Source organism: Rhizobium sp. ERR 942 (assembly GCF_007828395.1).
GTDB classification, from domain to species: domain Bacteria; phylum Pseudomonadota; class Alphaproteobacteria; order Rhizobiales; family Rhizobiaceae; genus Rhizobium; species Rhizobium dioscoreae.
Window position 1 is genome coordinate 1129709 of record NZ_VIUA01000002.1, and the last position, 16672, is coordinate 1146380.

A 16672-nucleotide genomic window follows, 5' to 3' on the forward strand; every position below is an offset into this window, starting at 1 on the left:
CAGGAAGAAAGAATGCTCATGTCCATACCGCGATCCCCGGCTCTGCGGCTTGAAACCACCTGGAACCCGCCAACCGACGAAAAGGAATTTTCTTATGTGCTGCGGCTGAAGAACCTGTCATCGGAGCCGCTTTCCGGCTTTACGCTCTGTGTCAGCGGCCCCGGTCGTGTCGATCCAGCCGGCATTGTCGAAGGTGCGACGGTTACCAGGCGGCTGTCCAATTTTACCGAATTCCAGCCGCCCGAGGGCTTCGTGCTGGCCGGTGGCGGGACGTGGACGATCACCGTTTGCGCGCTGAGCTGGCAGTTCCGACATTGGAACGATGGTGCCAACAGCGCCTATCTCGCATTTGCCGATGGCACTACGGTTTCACTTGGCACGGAGCCGACGCGTACGTCGTCAAGCAATGCGCCGTTGAAGCGCGGCGCGGAGGTCTACCCGGTGCCGGCCAATCCGCCGGTGCCGCTGGCGATCATTCCCTGGCCGAATCGCGTCGCTGTCTCCTCCCGTCGCCCGCTTCCCGCAGGCTTTGCCTTGAAGGCCATGGCGCCGGAGGCGCAGGCTGCCGCCGAAAGCTTTACGGCTCTCGTCGAGCACCTCTTTTCCGCCGAAGGACTGATCCGCTCCGAAGCGGAGGGTGCCGTACCCGTGGAATTGCGAGAGGTTGAGGGTTTAGGCGCCGAGGCCTATAAAATCGTCTTTTCGCCCGAAACCATAACCGTCGAAGCGAGCGCGCAGACCGGCTTCGTCTATGGTCTCGTCACCATCGGCCAGATCTGGCGCGGCGCGCGCCTGCACCCGCAGGCATTCCATTTCCCTGCGGCCGGCGAGATCGTCGACGAACCCGCGATGAGCTGGCGCGGCCTGCACCTCGATGTCGCACGGCAATTCTACGGTTCGGCTGAAATCAAGAAGCTGATGGCAGTGCTTGCCTGGAATAAGCTGAACCGCTTCCATTGGCATTTGTCGGATGATGAAGCCTGGCGTGTCGAGATCGATGCCTATCCGGCTCTGACCGAGATCGGCGCGTGGCGCGGCCATGGCCTGCCGATGCCGCCGCTTCTCGGCTCCAGCCCGGCCCGCACCGGTGGTTACTACACCAAGGCCGTTGTGCGCGACATCGTCTCCTACGCTAAGGGTCTTGGCATCGAGGTTCTGCCGGAGGTCGATATACCCGGCCATTGCTATGCCATGCTTCAGGCGATTCCGGAGCTGCGCGATCCAAACGAAGTCGGCAGCTATTATTCTGTTCAGGGTTTCCCGGATAATTGCATCAACCCGGCGCGTGAAAAGACCTATGAAGTGATCGAGACGATCCTCTCGGAGCTGATCGAGCTTTTCCCGTTCAAGACGATCCATATCGGTGCCGACGAGGTTCCCCTCGGCGCCTGGTCCGGCTCGCCGGAGGCGCTGGCACGCTTGCGTGAGATCGCCGGTGATGACGTTGCGCAAGCGCATGCCAAGCGATTGAACGTCATCACCAATACGCATGGAGCCGACGATATTCATGGCTCGGGCGCGGCCTTCCTGCAGGCGGAATTCCTGGAACGCATCCAGGCATTTCTCGCCTCAAAGGGTTGCGTGACCGGTGGATGGGAAGAGGCGGCCCATGGCGACAGGATCGACAAGGACAAGAGCTATCTCTGCAGCTGGCGTAGCGTCGAGGTGGCGGCGGAGCTTGCCGGTCGCGGATACGAGATCGTCGTTTGCCCGGGGCAGGTCTATTATCTCGACATGGCGATGCGCCCGGATTGGGACGAGCCGGGCGCAAGCTGGGCAGGCCATTCGGATCCGGAGAAACTCTACACCTTCGATCCCATCGGTGGTTGGACGGACGCCCAGAAGGAAAAGCTTCGTGGCATTCAGGCCTGCATCTGGTCGGAATCGATGACCGATCGGGCAATCTTCGACCGGTTGGTCTTTCCGCGCCTCTCGGCACTTGCCGAGACGGGTTGGACGAAGCCATCGGCCAAATCCTGGGAACGTTTCAAGGCATTGGCCGGCACCATGCCGCTGCTATACGGCCTGCATCAATTGTGACAGCCTGATGCGTAGCCTTCAGGCGCGCCCCGCATTGGTCGCGCCTGAGTTAAATCAATAATGCAGGGCTGGCGCTAGGCCCTTCAAGGCTGAGTAACGGCACGATGCGTCAACGGCTTCTGCAGGACATCGAACTGCGGGTTCGTTTCGGAAAAGATAGGCAGAGCGGCCGCACCTAAAATGGCGGTATCCTTACCGCTGGCGCCGATCATCAACCGCGGAATGCTGCGCTCTTCGGTTGGGTTGACTGGGGTGTGGAGAGGCTCAACGCTTTCGGCTAGCCCCGTCATCAAGGATGTTGGCGCACTGCCGCCAAGCACGATCGTCTGCGGATCGAAGGCCAACTCGAGAAAGTCGATCGTCTGGCGCAGCGGCTGTACCGCCTGTTCCAGCCATGCCTTCAGGCCATGGCCGTTTGCCGCGATCAGCGCATCCAGATCGTCGGGGTCCAGCTCCTGTGCATTCTCGATGCCTAGGCATTCGTAAGCGACGGATGGCGAGACATAGCGGTCGAGGCAGCCGCGCTTGCCGCAAGTGCAGAGCCTGCCATGCGGCTCAACGATGATGTGGCCGATTTCGCCGGCATTGGCGCGGCTACCCTTGTAGAGATGGCCGTCGAGGAACATTCCGGCGCCAATGCCGCCATCACCGGCAAGAAAGAGATAGACGAAGCTGCCAAGGCCGCGGGCAACGCCATAGAGCCGCTCGCCGATCGCCGCTGCCGTAGCGTCGTTTTCGACAAGTACGGGCAGGCCGATCAGGCGTTCCAGCTCACTGGCAACGGGAAAATCCTGCCAACCCGGCAGGTTGAGCGGACTTAGCGAGGTTACGCCGCCATCAGCGTAGCGCCCGGGTAAGGCGATACCGACGCCGAGCAGCCGGTCGCGGTCAAAGGAGAAGGCTTCCTGCAGATCCCTGACGATCTCTGCAAGGACCGGCATTGCCTCAGTCGGTCCCGGTCTGTCGACATGGCACTCGACGCGGGCGCAGACCGCGCCGGACAGATCGGTGAGCACGCCGGCCGCACGCTGGCGCCCGAGTTCCAAACCGATGGAGTAGGCGCCAGCCGGATTGATCATATAGGGCGTAATCGGTTGACCGCGGGCGATCTTCTGCGCCTCCATCGCGATCAGGAGATGCGAACGCGCGAGTTCCTCCACGATATTCGAAACGGTCTGTGTGGTCAGCGCCGTCATGCGGGCAATGGCGGCCCGCGACATCGGGCCATTGGTGCGAATGGCCTCGATCACGACGCGCCGGTTGTGAGATTTGGCCTGTTCGAGATTCGTGCCTGAAATAGTCTTCATGAGAGGATAGTGGAGCACTCAGTTCGTGTTGCTGCTTGTCGCGCTTCGCCAGTGCGTGAGGTGAGGGTGGCCGCATGACATTGCTTGCCCCTATGTGGGCAGTTTCTATTCTTTTGTCGATCGATTCAAGACGGGGTCGGCCAGGTCCGTGCCGTTTGAGGGATAATACAGAAGGCTTTTTCTTTTGCGTGGATGATTGGCGCATATCTTTACTCCGGCGGGCATTCCGTTAGACTCCGCTAACCCGGTCTTTTGCCGGGATAGCCCGGAGGAATTCGATGATCAGACTGCTTGCAATAGCCATTGTCTCGACCTGCATCGCCGGCGGTGCGATGGCAGCGGATGCGACATGCAAGGCCCAGGCCGCCGACAAGAAGCTGGCGGGCGCCGCTTTGACGAGCTTTACAAAGAAATGCGAGAAGGATGCCGCAAGCGCCTGCGATACTCAGGCCGCATCGAAGAAGCTTGCCGGTGCCGCCAAGACGAGTTTCGTCAAGAAGTGCACCGCCGACGCAGTTGGCAGTTGAGCGCCGGATTTCAGTCTTTCTCAAATCACCCGGCCGCCGGTGGCGGCTGGATCACAAAAATTCCTGGTTATCGATGACGGTCTGGTGCACGGTGACGTTGCCGTATTGCGAGATATTCCTCACCTCGCAGTCAACCGGGCTTAGGCCATATCACTGTTTGCGATAGGTACCCTGCAAGGTCACCCCGGCGGCGAAATCGCACACGCCCGCCTGCGACACACGCCAGGTCTTTGCGTTAAGGCGATCGAGATCGATCTTGCAGGCGTCTCTGGAGAGTTCAGCGTGTCCCTTCGTCAGCGGTACGACGCTATCGAGACCGTCGGCGTTGACGTCGCCGGCATCTGCTCCGCCCGGGCCGACGAAGGCCGAGGAGAGCGAAACTGCGAGGAGACCACCGACCGGTCCGAAGATGGCAAGGTGGCCCTCATTGCCGTCGGCGCTGCTCGACTGGAAATCCATCGAAGCGCTTTGTCCGCCCTTGGTCCTCAAGAGAGACGCAATCTGATCGTCATAGGCCTGCCGGGCGCATGCTGCATCGCCGCAGGATTGCACTTTGGTGATCCAGCGGCGCTGCCGTTCCCGGATCTTGTCCGTATCATCGCGTTTCAGGGCGGCGGCATAGAGATCCCTCACCATTGCATCGCGGGCAAGCAGCGATTTGTCCTGACAGATCACATGATCGCTTGGCGAGCCCGGCTTTGAGCAATCGATCCCCGCAGCTTCGGCTGGAATGGCAGAAAGGCCGATGATGATCATCGCCGAAAGGGATCTTCGTATCTTCATGAGTTCCTCCATCACCCGATACGTCAGCTAATTATGGTCGCTCGTTGCTTCGTAAAGATCGTGCCGGCGTGCAGCTGAACTGGGCCGAATATCGCGCCGGCATTTGAAGATCGTCGGCATCCTCCTAATTTGCATTGAGCAGATAGACGTCGATGGGGAGGTCACGTGGAAGGCGAAACGCAATTGTCCGGCAGGGTCACATTCCTGATCGTCGGTTCCTTGTTTCTTGCCATCACCATAGCAATGGGAGCCTTGGCACTTCATCTTTATCGGACCTATGCAAACGCGACCGCCATGGCAGCATGCACGGTTTTCTCTTGGGGCTTCGGCAGCATGCTCATATCGATGGCGCTTGTGCTTCTGACCTCAAGAAAGAAGGTTCGGGGCAGGCTCGCCACCAGACGCGGCAAGGTGACAGTCAGGCTCGGTAACCGATCACCAGGCTCCAATGGTCACGTGACCGGCGATGGCGTCGAAGCCGAAGGCGAGGCGGGGGTGCCCATCACAAGCATAATCCCCTCGCTCTTCCTGATCGCCTCCTCGATCGGCTTGGCGCTTCTCGGCCTCTTCCTTTTCGGCCGCCATCGGCTGGACCTTATTGGATCGGGAATGTTCATCGCATTTGTAATCTATATTGCAAATTGGAGCAGGCTGGCTTGGCCGCGCGAATAGCTCCTCCGTGCCGGCAGGTATAGGGAATTGCGCCTGCTATTCCGATTTCCTAGATTGGCCTCAGCAGACCGACCGAATGTCAGGCGGCATCCTTGTGAGCGCTTTCGGTTGAGGGATTTGCCTTGAGCGGATCGAGATCGACTCGATATGCAAACAATCTGCGGCCGGCTCTGACACTTAACGGAATAAGCAAGGGCAGAAGCAGATCGCGCAGAAACAGGCTGAGCCGACTGTTTTTCCGCTTCCTGGAAGCATTTTGCCGAGTGAGCTTCACCACGCGAGCAATGCGTGGGCGCCGCAGGGCCTCATAGCGGGCAAAGGCGGTACCGTAGTCGAGCGTATCCGCCAGGCAAGATGACAAGACCACCGCATCTTCTATCGCCATCGAGGCGCCTTGGCCGGCATGCGGGCCAATGGCATGAGCGGCGTCGCCGAGCAAGACGACACGCCCGCTCGACCAGACCGGAAGCTGCGGCATGTCGAAGATGGGATAACTGCGTTCGATCTGACCGACCGCCTGGAGGATCGATCTGTTGGGTTCAGGATCGTCGGCATGCATCTGGCGAACATGAGCGGCCAGTGCCGTCGGTTCCAGTGTGCGTACAGCGTCGGGTGTGTCGGCGGGGAAGGACTCGAACCAGTAGACGGGGTGGGATGCCGTCTTGATGTAGCCGAAGAAGGCCTTCTCTCCGAAGGTCATGCGCATCACGCCATCCATATCCGGTATGTCGGCATCGACGAGGCCGCCTGTGCCGATCAGGCCGGTAAATTGCGGCAGGGGATAATCCGGAAATATTTGCGTACGGACGAAGGATCGCAGTCCGTCGGCGGCGACGAGCAGGTCGACGGCAAGGCCTGCACCTTCGGAGAAGTTGAGCGTTACGGCATGCGGGAGGTTGTCGACCTTGGTCGCGCGCCAGCCAAATTGCACGCTGATGCCTTCGGCTTGGCACTTTTCGATCAGGATGCCTGTGAGAACGCCGCGCTTAATAGTGACGGCGGGCGTGCCGAATGTCGCCAAATGGTCGCTCTGGTCGATGAGTGCGAGCCTTTTACCGCGCGCGTTGCAGAGTTCGATGGCGCGGGTCTCCAATCCCTGGCGCAACACTTCTTCGTAGCAGTCCACCGTGCGCAGCCCGTTCATGCCGTTGGAAGCGAGCGTCAGAAACTCCCCTTCGGATAAGGCGGCTTCCTTTGAGCGGGCTTCGAACAACACCGGACGAAAGCCGAGCTTTGCCAGCCGGAGCGCGAGCACAAGCCCGCCGATACCGGCGCCGCATATGCCGACCGTCACCTCGCGGTTTGTCGCTCGATTCATGGTTGCAGCAGGATCGTCAATGGGGCACATTGGTTCTTCCTTCTAAAAGTTTGATAAATGAATTATTCGATGATCGAACAAAAGTCAAATGAAGATGAGCATCGCCTCGTGGAAGACATCAGCCTTGCCTGCATGCGCTGGCAAGAGGCGACGGAGAGCTTCGACGAAACCTTCGGCAAGCTGCATGGGCTCAATAGCGCCGAGCGGCGCTGTCTCAGCGTGATCATGCGCGCGCCGCAGCCGGCAAACGCCGTCGCCAAGGCTATCGGCCTTGCGCCTCCGTCGGTTACTGCTTTGATCGACCGCCTTTCGGCACGCGGTCTTCTTCACCGCGTTCCCGATCCCAACGACCGGCGTCGCGTGCTGGTAGCACCATCCGAGAAGGCGATCAGGCTAGGACGCGAAGCCTATGGCCCGATCGCGCAGGCCGGCTCGCAGATGCTCAAACAGTTTTCAAAGGCGGAAAAGCAGGTGATCTTGCGCTTCGTCACGCAAGCTATCGAGATGCAGGAGCGGGAACTGGAGCGGCTGTTGCAGCAGGACAAGAGCTGATTTCGGCCGCCGTGCGGTCGGTTGGAAGAGTGCGTTCGGTCGGCTCTTGAACTCGATAGGGTGACATCTCATTTGAATAGTCACCACTTCAATCTGTCGAACTGACAGCCTCCTGCCTCCCAACAGTTGCTGCCGGTCCTCGTAGCGACGCGTCCGCGTCGGAGGAGTTTTCATGGGCTTCATTGATCGTGACATCCAGCCGTCATCCGATGCCGGGCTGCTGGATGCCTATTCGCAATCGGTATCGAGTGCCGTCGATCTCGTCGGGCCCGCCGTCAGCCGGATCGAGCGTTTGGGCGGCCGCGCCGGACATGGCTCCGGCTTCGCCATTTCGCCGGACGGCTTGGTTGTCACCAACAATCATGTCGTCGACGACGCCAAAGCCGTGCGCATCAAGACTCCGGAAGGCGCGACTGTCGAGGGCAGGGTGCTGGGGCGCGATCCGGATACCGACCTCGCTCTCATCCGCGCCAATGACTGGCCGGGCTATTGGGCGCGACTTGGCGATTCCAAATCGCTCAAGCGCGGTCATATCGCGATCGCTATCGGCAATCCCCTTGGTTTCGAATGGACTGTCACGGCCGGCATCGTCTCGGCGCTTGGCCGCTCCATGCGCGCGGCGAGCGGTCGGCTGATGGAAGATATCATCCAGACGGATGCCGCGCTCAATCCCGGCAATTCCGGCGGTCCGCTGGTTTCGTCGGCGGGTGAGGTTATCGGCGTCAATACCGCCGTCATTCAGGGTGCGCAGAGCATCGCATTCTCGGTCGCCTCCAACACGGCCAAGCATGTTGTGTCCGAGATCCTGCGTTTCGGCCACGTCCGGCGCGCCTATATTGGCATTGCCGCCGACACGGTCGAGCTGCATCGGCGCATCGCGCTGGAGGCTGGCGTCACGCATTCGACCGCTGTGCGGCTGCGTCGTGTCGAGAAGGATAGCCCGGCCGAAAAGGGCGGATTGCAGGAGGGTGACTACCTACTCGCCATCGATGGCCAGGCTGTATCCGGCATAGACGATGTCGTCCGGTTGCTCGATGGCGACAAGATCGGCATGGAGATCGAGGTCCTGATCTTCAGCGTTGCCGGCCTGATTGAGCGAAGGCAGGTCAAGCCTTCCGCACGACCCGCAATCTAACGAATAGCGCAAACCACAAAAACGGCAGCATTGCACTCGGTGCTGCCGTTCTCTTTTATCCTCTGCCGACAAGCGGCATCTTCGTTGCCATGACGGTCATGGAAAGAACATTGGCGTCGAGCGGCAGCGTGGCCATGTAGACGACGGCGCGGGCGACATGCTCTGCCGAAATCGTCGGTTCTGCTGCGGTCTCGCCATTTGCCTGCAGTACGCCGGCGCTCATCCTCGCCGTCATGTCGGTGGCGGCATTGCCGATATCGATCTGCCCGCAGGCGATATCGAAGGGACGGCCATCGAGTGCCGTCGATTTCGTGAGACCGGTGATTGCGTGTTTCGTGGCCGTATAGGGTGCGGAATGCGGCCGCGGCGTCGTTGCCGAGATCGAACCGTTGTTGATGATGCGGCCGCCTTGCGGCACCTGGGCTTTCATCAGGCGGAAGGCCTGCTGCGTGCACAGGAACGCGCCGGTCAGATTGGCTCCGACAATCGCATTCCATTGCTCGAAGCTCAGTTCCTCCATCGGCACGGCCGGCAGGCCCATGCCGGCATTGTTGACCAGAAGGTCGAGGCGGCCATAGCGGTCGGCGATCACATCAAAGAGGCTGCGGACCGATGTGGGGTCGCTGACATCGGCTGCAACCGCAAGAAACTCCGCCCTGGTCTCCTCCGAAAGCTCACGAGCAGCTTTTTCGAGAACATCAGCCCGGCGCCCTGAGATGACGACCCTGAAGCCTGCCGAGCCAAGCGCCTTGGCGATAGCTCGGCCGATGCCGGTGCCGCCGCCGGTCACCAGCGCGATTGCACTTTGTGCGTTCGATGACGCCTCCGTCATGCGACCCTCCCGTCCAGTTCGTCTTCGATATGCGCCCGCAGGATCTCGTCGAAGCTCTGTTCTGCTTCGAAGCCGAGATCACTCGCCCGCTTGGCATCGAACTGCGTCGCCCAGCCGGAAACGATGCGCTCGATCACCGGATCGGATTCGCGGCGGATCAGCGCAACCGCCTTGTCGCCGCCGACACGGCGCAGCGCATCGATCTCATCGGAAACGAGCGCCGAAAGCCCCGGCATGGTGAGATTGCGCCGCGGCCCGATCTTTGCCGTATCGAGCGTTGCCGCATGAACGAAGAAACCGACCGCCGCTCGCGGGCTTGCAAACCAGTGGCGCACCGTATCGCTGACGGGCAGGACAGCCTCTTTGCCGACCAGCGGCTCGCGCAGGATGTTGGAAAAGAAGCCGGAGGCCGCTTTGTTCGGAGCGCCGGGCCGAACGCAGATGGTTGGCAGTCGGACACCGATGCCATCGAAAATGCCCCGGCGTGAATAATCGGCAAGCAGGAGCTCCGCGATCGCCTTCTGCGTGCCATAGCTCGTCAACGGCGCGGTCAGGAATTCATCGCCGATAACTTCGGGGAAGGGGGTGCCAAACACGGCAATGGAGGAGGCGAAGATGACGCGCGGTACATAGGCGGATTTCAGTCCCTGCTGGCGGATGGCTTCGAAGAGTGCTCGCGTGCCATCGAGATTGACGGAGTACCCCTTGTCGAAATCGGCCTCGGCTTCGCCGGAGACGATGGCGGCGAGATGGAAGATCATATCCGGACGGTCTTCGATGAGCTTTTCCGCAACACCTGCTGGCGCAAGATCGATCGTCAGGGCTTTTGATACGGATTGAAGCGCTTCCGGCACTAGCGGCTGGAAGGCATCGACCAGTGTCAGGCGATCGATGGCTTGCCCGAGAATTTTCGGCTCGGCGGCGATGCGGTTGACGAGCTTGCGGCCGACCATGCCTGCGGCACCCAGGATCAAAACATGCATATCGGATTTTCCTCCCAATAGAGCAATTCCAGGAAAAGTGCGTAGCGGTTTTCCGTCCGGAATTGCGAGAAACAAACAGACGGAGCGGCTCACGGATTTAAGGAAAAGCTGAACTGCTCCAAGCTGACATCAGTATTCGGGACACTTCCCGAGTGAATCTCTTTGAAGGCCGTTAGTCGTTCTCGAAGCCGGTCTCTCATTTGAATGCCTGCAGCCAGGCAAGTCCTGCATCCGTCGTGGTTGCCGGCCGATATTCCGCGCCGATCGGCCTGTCATAGCCAAGCTTTTCCAGGACCTGCAGAATGTGACGATAATCGATCTCCCCATGGTCCGGTTCGCGCCGATCCGGCACGGCAGCGATCTGAATATGGCCGATTGCCGTCATATGATCCTGCAGCCTACGGGTCAGATCGCCCTGCATGATCTGGATGTGATAGCAGTCGAACATCAGTTTGAGGTTCTCGGCACCGGCCGCGGCTATGATGTCGCGTGCCTGATCCGCCGTTTGAAGGAAGTAGCCTGGCGCATCGCGATAGTTAAGTGGCTCGATCAGGATGGTCGCCCCCATCTTGCTGACGCGTTCGCAGGCATAGCGCAGATTGGCAATGAAGGTGGCTTTTGCCTCGTCGCCGGCTGCCTTGCCGGCCATCACATGCACGTTTCGCGCACCGATGGCGGCCGCATAGTCGATCGCCTGATCGATGAGCAGGCGGGCTTCGTCCTCGCGGCCCGGAATGGCGGCAAGTCCATTATCGCCGGCCGCGACATTGCCGCGGGCGGTGTTGAGGCCGAGCATGGGAAGGCCGGTTTCCTCCAATGCCTGACGCACGGCCTCAGCGGGAGTGTCGTAAGGGTAATGGCATTCCACGGCATCGAAGCCGGCGGCCTTGGCGGCGCGGATGGCGTCGGGAAGGAAAAGCTCCTGCCACAGGAATCCCAGATTGGCCGAAAAGCGCGTCATGTTCAGTCCCATTCCACGTCATAGGTGCGGACGAGATCGGCGATCTGCGCATCCGTCAACAGCGAAGGATTGGCCCCGCGGGTCAGAATGGCAAGCTTTGCCGTCTCTTCCAGTTCTTCGATTGCATAAACAGCCGCTTCCAGATCTTTCGCCGAGACCACGGGACCATGTGCCGCCAGCATCACGGCGCTGCGCTTGCCGGCCAGGCCGCGGATGGCATCGCCCATGGCCGGATCGCCAGGCATGAAATAGGGCAGGAGTTTCACTTTGCCGAGCTTCATGATCGAATAGGCTGTCAGCGGCGGCAGCATGTTGTCGGCGTCGACGCCGGGCAGGATCGAGAGTGCCACCGAATGGCTGGAGTGGAGATGGACGACGGCGCCTGTCTTTTTCGGCCGGGTCTCATAGAAGGCGGCATGTAGCGGCATTTCCTTCGTCGGCTTGTCGCCGCCGATCAGGCGCCCGCCGCCATCAAAGAGCGAGAGGCGGGCGGGGTCGAGACGACCGAAGGAGCCGCCCGTCGGCGTCACCAGCAGCCGTCCATCGCTGAGCCGCGCCGAAATATTGCCGGAGGAGCCGGCGGTCAAGCCGCGGTCGTAAAGCGATTTGGCCATCGTGCAGATCTGTTCGCGCAGTGCGGCTTCTTCGCTCATGCCGCTTCCAATCTATCGAAAGCGTCCGTAAAGAAGGTTTCCTCGCCGAAATTGCCAGATTTTAGAGCCAGGGCGACGGTTTCATTCCCAAGGGTCGTGAAAGTCCAAGGCACGCCGGGTGCGATTTCTGGTCCGATAGTCAGATGCGCCGCGCCGAGCGCCTGCGTGATCGCGCCGGATGTCTCGCCGCCTGCAACGACGAAGCGGCGCGTTCCGCAATCGAAAGCGATGCGGGCTATCTTCGAAAGAGCATCTTCGACGACCCGCCCCGCTTTGTCCCTGCCCAGCTGTTCCTGAGCTTGCCGCACCTCGTCGGGTTCGGCGGTGGCATAGATGAGCTTCGGCGCATCGGGAGATTGTTGATGCAACCACTCCAGCGCAGCACTTGCGCCATTTTGCGCAAGCGCGATCGGATCGAGCCGCAGGCTGGCAACTTTGTCGGCATAGTCGGCAACCTGCCGGCGCGTCATGGCAGAGCAGCTGCCGGATAGGACGATCGAGCCGCCGGTGACCTTTGGCAATGTCTGTCGATGTTCGGAGAAGCTGACGAGGCCCTGTTCCATGTAAAATCGTGGAAGCTGGCCGGCAATCGCGCTGCCGCCCGTCAGCAGCGGCATGTCGAAGGATGCCGCCGCGATCGTTCGAAGATCATTGTCGGATATGGCATCGACAATCACATGTCGAATGCCATCATTTCCCAACTCCTCCAGCCGTGCTTTCAACGCTGCGGCGCCCTTTGAAACTATGTTGCGATTGGCAAGGCCGACCCGGCCGGACACTTGCGGTGTCAGAAGCCGCACGAGGTTGGAATCGCGCATCGGCGTCAGCGGATGATCTTTCATCGGACTCTCCGACAGAAGCTGTTCGCCGACGAAGAGATGACCCATGAAGACGCTGCGTCCGTTCTCCGGAAAGGCGGGGCAATAGATCGTCTGGGTCGCGCCGGTCTCGGCGATCAGCATATCCGCGACTGGACCTATATTGCCTTCGGCCGTGCTGTCGAATGTCGAGCAATATTTCCAGAAGAAGCGGCTAGCACCGGCGTCCTTCAGCCATGCCAGCGCCTGACGTGCCTGATCGACGGCGGTATCGACAGGCGATGTCCGGCATTTGAGGGCTATGACCTCGAAGGCCGCCGTCTCGTTCGGGTCACGTTTGTCTTGTGGAACGCCGATCCGCAGCGAAACGGATAATCCGCTGCGCGCCAGCAGCGCGGCCAGATCGGTCGCCCCGGTAAAGTCATCCGCGATGCAGCCAAGCAGGAGCGTCATGGCCTAGTCCCTTACGCCCGGCAGGCTGGCACCGCTCCTAGCGGCCAGGATCTTCGCAACGGCTGCGTCATCCTCCAGGCCCAGGCCCGCCTCCGATGCTTCTACAAAGAGGTTGAGCGCCGTTGCTGCAAGTGGAGTAACAGCACCGGCTTTGTCAGCTTCCGAGGTGACGATCCCGAGATCCTTGACAAAAATGTTGACCGCCGAACGCGGCGTGTAATCGCCGGATACGATGTGCTCGCCGCGATTCTCGAACATCCAGGACGAGCCGGCAGATACGCAGATCACGTCATAGAGCGTTTTCAGATCGATGCCGGCCTTGGCGGCAAGCGTCATGGCCTCGGCTGTCGCGGCGATGTGCACGCCGGCCAGCAGCTGGTTGATCATCTTGACCTGCGAGCCGGCGCCAGGACGATCTCCCAGCCGAAACACTTTGGCCGAGATGGCGTCGAGCACCGCGGAGGTTCGTTCGAAAGCTTCGGGAGTGCCAGATGCCATGACGGTAATCTCACCCGAAAGCGCACGGACATGGCCGCCGGAGACGGGAGCGTCGATAACGAGCATGCCTGCTTCCTCCAGTCGTTCCGCAATGGCGATCGTAGCGCTCGGGGCCATGGTCGTACAGAGCAGGAACACGGTTGAGGGCCGTGCGGTCTTCAGCGCACCGTCTCGGCCGAAAAGCACGTCTTCGACCTGCTTGCTGTTGACGACGTAGACAAGGATCACGTCTACATCGTCGGCCGCTGATGCCGGCGTCGTGCAGGGCGAGCCGCCGTTCTCGGCAAAGCGGGCAAGAACCTCGCTGCGAACATCGCAGCCACTGACGGCAAAACCTGCCTTGAGAAGGGACAGGGCGGCGCCCCAACCCATGGACCCCAGGCCGATGACGGCGGCCTTCTTCGTGTTCTGCACCGTGCTACCTCTGCAATTTTCGGCTATGTTACCGGTACCGGTATCGATAACAAGCCTCAATTTCCCGGTATTTGTCAATAGGAGGATGTTTGCCTTTTTCGGGAAACATTCTATGAAGAGGGGCGGCATCGTGCCAGCCGCCATGGTTCATCGAGGGTTGCTTGGGGATGCGCAAACCCACTCTGGAAGAAGTCGCGATCGAAGCGGGCGTCAGCAAGATGACGGCATCGCGTGCGCTTCGCGGCGTCGCCGACGTTTCCAGCGAGACGCGTGACAGGGTGATCGAAGCAGCGACGCGGATGAACTATGTCGGCAACAGGCTGGCGCTCTCGCTATCCTCGCAGCGCACCAATCTGGTCGCCGTCGTCGTTCCCAGCATGTCGAACATCGTTTTTCCTGAGGTCCTTGCCGGTATTTCCGCCGGCCTCGACGGTTCCGGCATGCAGGCCGTGTTCGGCATATCGGATTATGATGTCGCCAAGGAGCGCGAGATCATCCGCGACATGCTGTCCTGGCAGCCCTGCGCCATCATCGTCACTGGCCTCGATCAGCCGGAGGAGACGGCGGAATTGCTCCGCCACGCCAATATTCCGGTCATCCAGCTCATGGATCTCGACGGCACGCCGATCGATTTCAATGTCGGATTGTCCCATGGCGCCGCGGGAGAGGATATGGCCGAGGCGCTGATTGCGGCGGGGCGAAGACGGTTCGGCTATGTCGGCAGTGCTCTGGCAAGGGATCTGCGCGCGGCCAAGCGCAAGGCCGGCTTCGAACGCATCCTGCATGCCCATGGTCTGGGGTTTGCCGAGCAGCGGATCGAAGATGCCTTTTCCTCGATCGCGCTTGGAAAGCAGCTCACGACATCGCTGCTTGCGGCGGTTCCGGACCTCGATTGCATCTATTACTCCAATGATGACATGGCGAGCGGCGGCTTGTTTGCCTGCATGGAGCTGGGTGTCGCGGTTCCTGAGAAGATCCTGATTGCCGGCTTCAACGGGCTGGATCTGGTCGCTTCGCTACCCGCGCCGATCGCAACCTCCCGCTCGCCTCGGCGCGCTATTGGTGAGGTTGCGGCGCAATTGGTGCGCCATGCGGTCGTGACCGGCGGGGATGCAATGCGGAAAACCGTAGCGTTCAAGCCGACAATCGTGGGAATCGATGGTTATGAAGCGGCTGACGGCGCTTCCTGATATCTCTTCATAATTCCTCCTTCCGACGCATGCCTAGATTGATGTCGGCGACAGGTCCGTTTGAACCAGATGAGCCGTGATGCCTGCATGTGGGTTCCAGCCCTTTTAAGCCTAAGCTTTGCAACAAGATTTCCCTGAAAATCCACAGTTCGGAAATATTTGGAAACCGGCAGGCCAAGACGATCGGATAGACGCATGGCGAGTTATCTTATTGCGGAGTCCGACTGCCGATGTTCCTGACCAATCCGTGGCAACGGGAAGAGCTGAGCCATATCGTTGTCACCACCTTTCATGAAAAGGGTTATCGTGACTACGGCAAGAAATGTATCGAGACCTTCCTTGCCTGCTGGCCGAAGGAAGTCTCTTTGGTCGTCTATGCCGAGAATGTCGAAATCGAGGAGAAGGACCGCCGTCTTCTGGTTTTCGATCATTGCGAGACATTGCCCCGGCTGCGCGGCTTTCGCGATGCCTATGGCAGCGAACCGCAGGCAAACGGATATATCTCGTCACGCAATGGGCTGGTGCGGGATTTCCGGTGGGACGCCGTGCGCTTTTCCAACAAGGTCTTTGCGGTCGCCGATGCCGTCAGGCGCTATCACAACACGGTCGATCAGCTGATATGGCTCGATGCCGATACCGTGACCCATAGGCCCATTCCGAAGAGTTTTCTCGATGGAATCGCCCCGCGCGGAAATCAGCTTGCCGCCTATCTGAACAGGAGAATCTATCCCGAATGCGGATGGGTGGGATACAACCTGCGTCATCCGGCGATATTGACCTTCATCGACCGTTTCGAAGGGGCTTATTCCTCCGGCTATTTCCTGACGCTGAAGGAAAGCCATGACAGCTTCGTCTTCTGGAAGGTGCTCCAGCAGATGGAACAGGACAAGGAAGCCAGATTCAGGCGGCTCGGCTCAAGTCTGACGAAAACCCATGTTTTCATCAATAGTGTCCTGGGCGGTTATCTGGATCATTTGAAGGGTGACAGGAAGGTTGAGGGAAGGAGCCGCCGGCGTGATCTTAAATGGCATCGCCGCGAACCATGGTGGCAATGATTTCCGATCATTTGTAGCGGTGAAAGCCTCATTTCTGCTGGGTGTGGGCGCAGACGATCAAGTTGTTTTTTAGGGTGCATGGCACTAATCTGGGTAGCATTGAGGGATTGGGAATTCATGCACGACGATTCGATCCTGCCGACAGAGATCGCTGTTTTACTTGGCTTGATATGCAATATAGGCGCTCCGCTTCTGGCCTTTTGGGTGGCGGGAAAATTGCCTCGATTTCGCCTCTGGATTCATGGTGTCGCTTTCGTTGCTATCCTTGCCTCGCCGTTGACGGCGATGATCCTCGGGTTGCCTGATCTGCTCCCTGAAGAGGAGGAAAGCCCCGGCGCTCGCTTTGCATTTCTGCCTCTGATCGTCGAGGCAGCCATCATCGTCCTGCTCTATTGCCTGGCCGGGGCGATGCTTCTATCCCAATCGGTCCATTCGGCAATCACAGACTGGCACCGCGGAGATCGGCTCTCGCGGGCGACGC

16 protein-coding genes are annotated in these 16672 nt (G+C 60.0%); 7 read left to right on the forward strand and 9 right to left on the reverse strand.

Annotated features, from left to right (window positions below; genetic code table 11):
• Positions 1-18: 18 nt before the first annotated feature.
• Complete coding sequence (locus tag FBZ97_RS12130; protein WP_145320053.1) at positions 19-2040, forward strand: beta-N-acetylhexosaminidase; 2022 nt, start codon at positions 19-21, stop codon at positions 2038-2040.
• Positions 2041-2123: 83 nt separating this feature from the next.
• On the opposite strand, the gene FBZ97_RS12135 is transcribed toward FBZ97_RS12130, so the two are convergent.
• Complete coding sequence (locus FBZ97_RS12135; RefSeq protein WP_145319837.1) at positions 2124-3347, reverse strand: ROK family transcriptional regulator; 1224 nt, start codon at positions 3345-3347, stop codon at positions 2124-2126.
• A gap of 278 nt (positions 3348-3625) precedes the next feature.
• Here FBZ97_RS12135 and FBZ97_RS12140 point away from each other — a divergent pair, with 278 nt between their 5' ends.
• On the forward strand, positions 3626-3874 hold the full coding sequence (locus FBZ97_RS12140; protein WP_145319839.1) for a hypothetical protein: 249 nt from the start codon (positions 3626-3628) through the stop codon (positions 3872-3874).
• Between the two features lie 150 nt (positions 3875-4024).
• Here the strand turns inward: FBZ97_RS12140 and FBZ97_RS12145 are convergent, their stop codons facing one another.
• Complete coding sequence (locus FBZ97_RS12145) at positions 4025-4657, reverse strand: hypothetical protein (RefSeq protein WP_145319841.1); 633 nt, start codon at positions 4655-4657, stop codon at positions 4025-4027.
• A 165-nt stretch (positions 4658-4822) separates the two neighbouring features.
• Here FBZ97_RS12145 and FBZ97_RS12150 point away from each other — a divergent pair, with 165 nt between their 5' ends.
• Entirely contained in the window at positions 4823-5329 is a 507-nt protein-coding gene (locus FBZ97_RS12150) for a hypothetical protein (RefSeq protein WP_145319843.1), read from the forward strand.
• A 79-nt stretch (positions 5330-5408) separates the two neighbouring features.
• On the opposite strand, the gene FBZ97_RS12155 is transcribed toward FBZ97_RS12150, so the two are convergent.
• The gene (locus FBZ97_RS12155) at positions 5409-6677 is read right to left on the reverse strand and encodes an FAD-dependent monooxygenase (protein WP_113329216.1); all 1269 of its coding nucleotides are present in this window, start codon (positions 6675-6677) and stop codon (positions 5409-5411) included.
• Positions 6678-6716: 39 nt separating this feature from the next.
• On the opposite strand from FBZ97_RS12155, the gene FBZ97_RS12160 reads away from it, so the two are divergent.
• Positions 6717-7199, forward strand: coding sequence for a MarR family transcriptional regulator (locus tag FBZ97_RS12160; RefSeq protein ID WP_246661744.1), 483 nt, complete (start codon positions 6717-6719; stop codon positions 7197-7199).
• Between the two features lie 172 nt (positions 7200-7371).
• The gene (locus FBZ97_RS12165; RefSeq protein WP_145319845.1) at positions 7372-8334 is read left to right on the forward strand and encodes a trypsin-like peptidase domain-containing protein; all 963 of its coding nucleotides are present in this window, start codon (positions 7372-7374) and stop codon (positions 8332-8334) included.
• 55 nt (positions 8335-8389) lie between these two features.
• Here the strand turns inward: FBZ97_RS12165 and FBZ97_RS12170 are convergent, their stop codons facing one another.
• The 6 genes from FBZ97_RS12170 to ltnD form a co-directional block, all read right to left on the reverse strand.
• A complete protein-coding gene (locus FBZ97_RS12170) occupies positions 8390-9166 on the reverse strand; it encodes an SDR family oxidoreductase (RefSeq protein WP_145319847.1) in 777 nt (258 codons plus the stop codon).
• Positions 9163-10149, reverse strand: coding sequence for a D-erythronate dehydrogenase (gene denD / locus FBZ97_RS12175; protein WP_145319849.1), 987 nt, complete (start codon positions 10147-10149; stop codon positions 9163-9165). Before denD ends, FBZ97_RS12170 begins: the two co-directional genes overlap by 4 nt.
• A gap of 196 nt (positions 10150-10345) precedes the next feature.
• Positions 10346-11110, reverse strand: a complete 765-nt coding sequence (locus FBZ97_RS12180; RefSeq protein ID WP_186449484.1) for a TIM barrel protein — start codon at positions 11108-11110, stop codon at positions 10346-10348.
• 2 nt (positions 11111-11112) lie between these two features.
• Positions 11113-11763 carry a 3-oxo-tetronate 4-phosphate decarboxylase gene (gene otnC / locus FBZ97_RS12185; protein WP_145319853.1) on the reverse strand — a complete coding sequence of 217 codons (651 nt, stop codon included), beginning with the start codon at positions 11761-11763 and terminating at the stop codon, positions 11113-11115.
• The gene (gene otnK / locus FBZ97_RS12190) at positions 11760-13034 is read right to left on the reverse strand and encodes a 3-oxo-tetronate kinase (RefSeq protein WP_145319855.1); all 1275 of its coding nucleotides are present in this window, start codon (positions 13032-13034) and stop codon (positions 11760-11762) included. The genes otnC and otnK overlap by 4 nt, the downstream gene beginning before the upstream one ends.
• Positions 13035-13037: 3 nt before the next feature.
• The gene (gene ltnD / locus FBZ97_RS12195; RefSeq protein ID WP_113389563.1) at positions 13038-13946 is read right to left on the reverse strand and encodes an L-threonate dehydrogenase; all 909 of its coding nucleotides are present in this window, start codon (positions 13944-13946) and stop codon (positions 13038-13040) included.
• 167 nt (positions 13947-14113) lie between these two features.
• Here ltnD and FBZ97_RS12200 point away from each other — a divergent pair, with 167 nt between their 5' ends.
• Positions 14114-15136, forward strand: a complete 1023-nt coding sequence (locus tag FBZ97_RS12200; protein WP_145319857.1) for a LacI family DNA-binding transcriptional regulator — start codon at positions 14114-14116, stop codon at positions 15134-15136.
• A 230-nt stretch (positions 15137-15366) separates the two neighbouring features.
• On the forward strand, positions 15367-16191 hold the full coding sequence (locus FBZ97_RS12205; RefSeq protein ID WP_145319859.1) for a hypothetical protein: 825 nt from the start codon (positions 15367-15369) through the stop codon (positions 16189-16191).
• Positions 16192-16672: the final 481 nt, after the last annotated feature.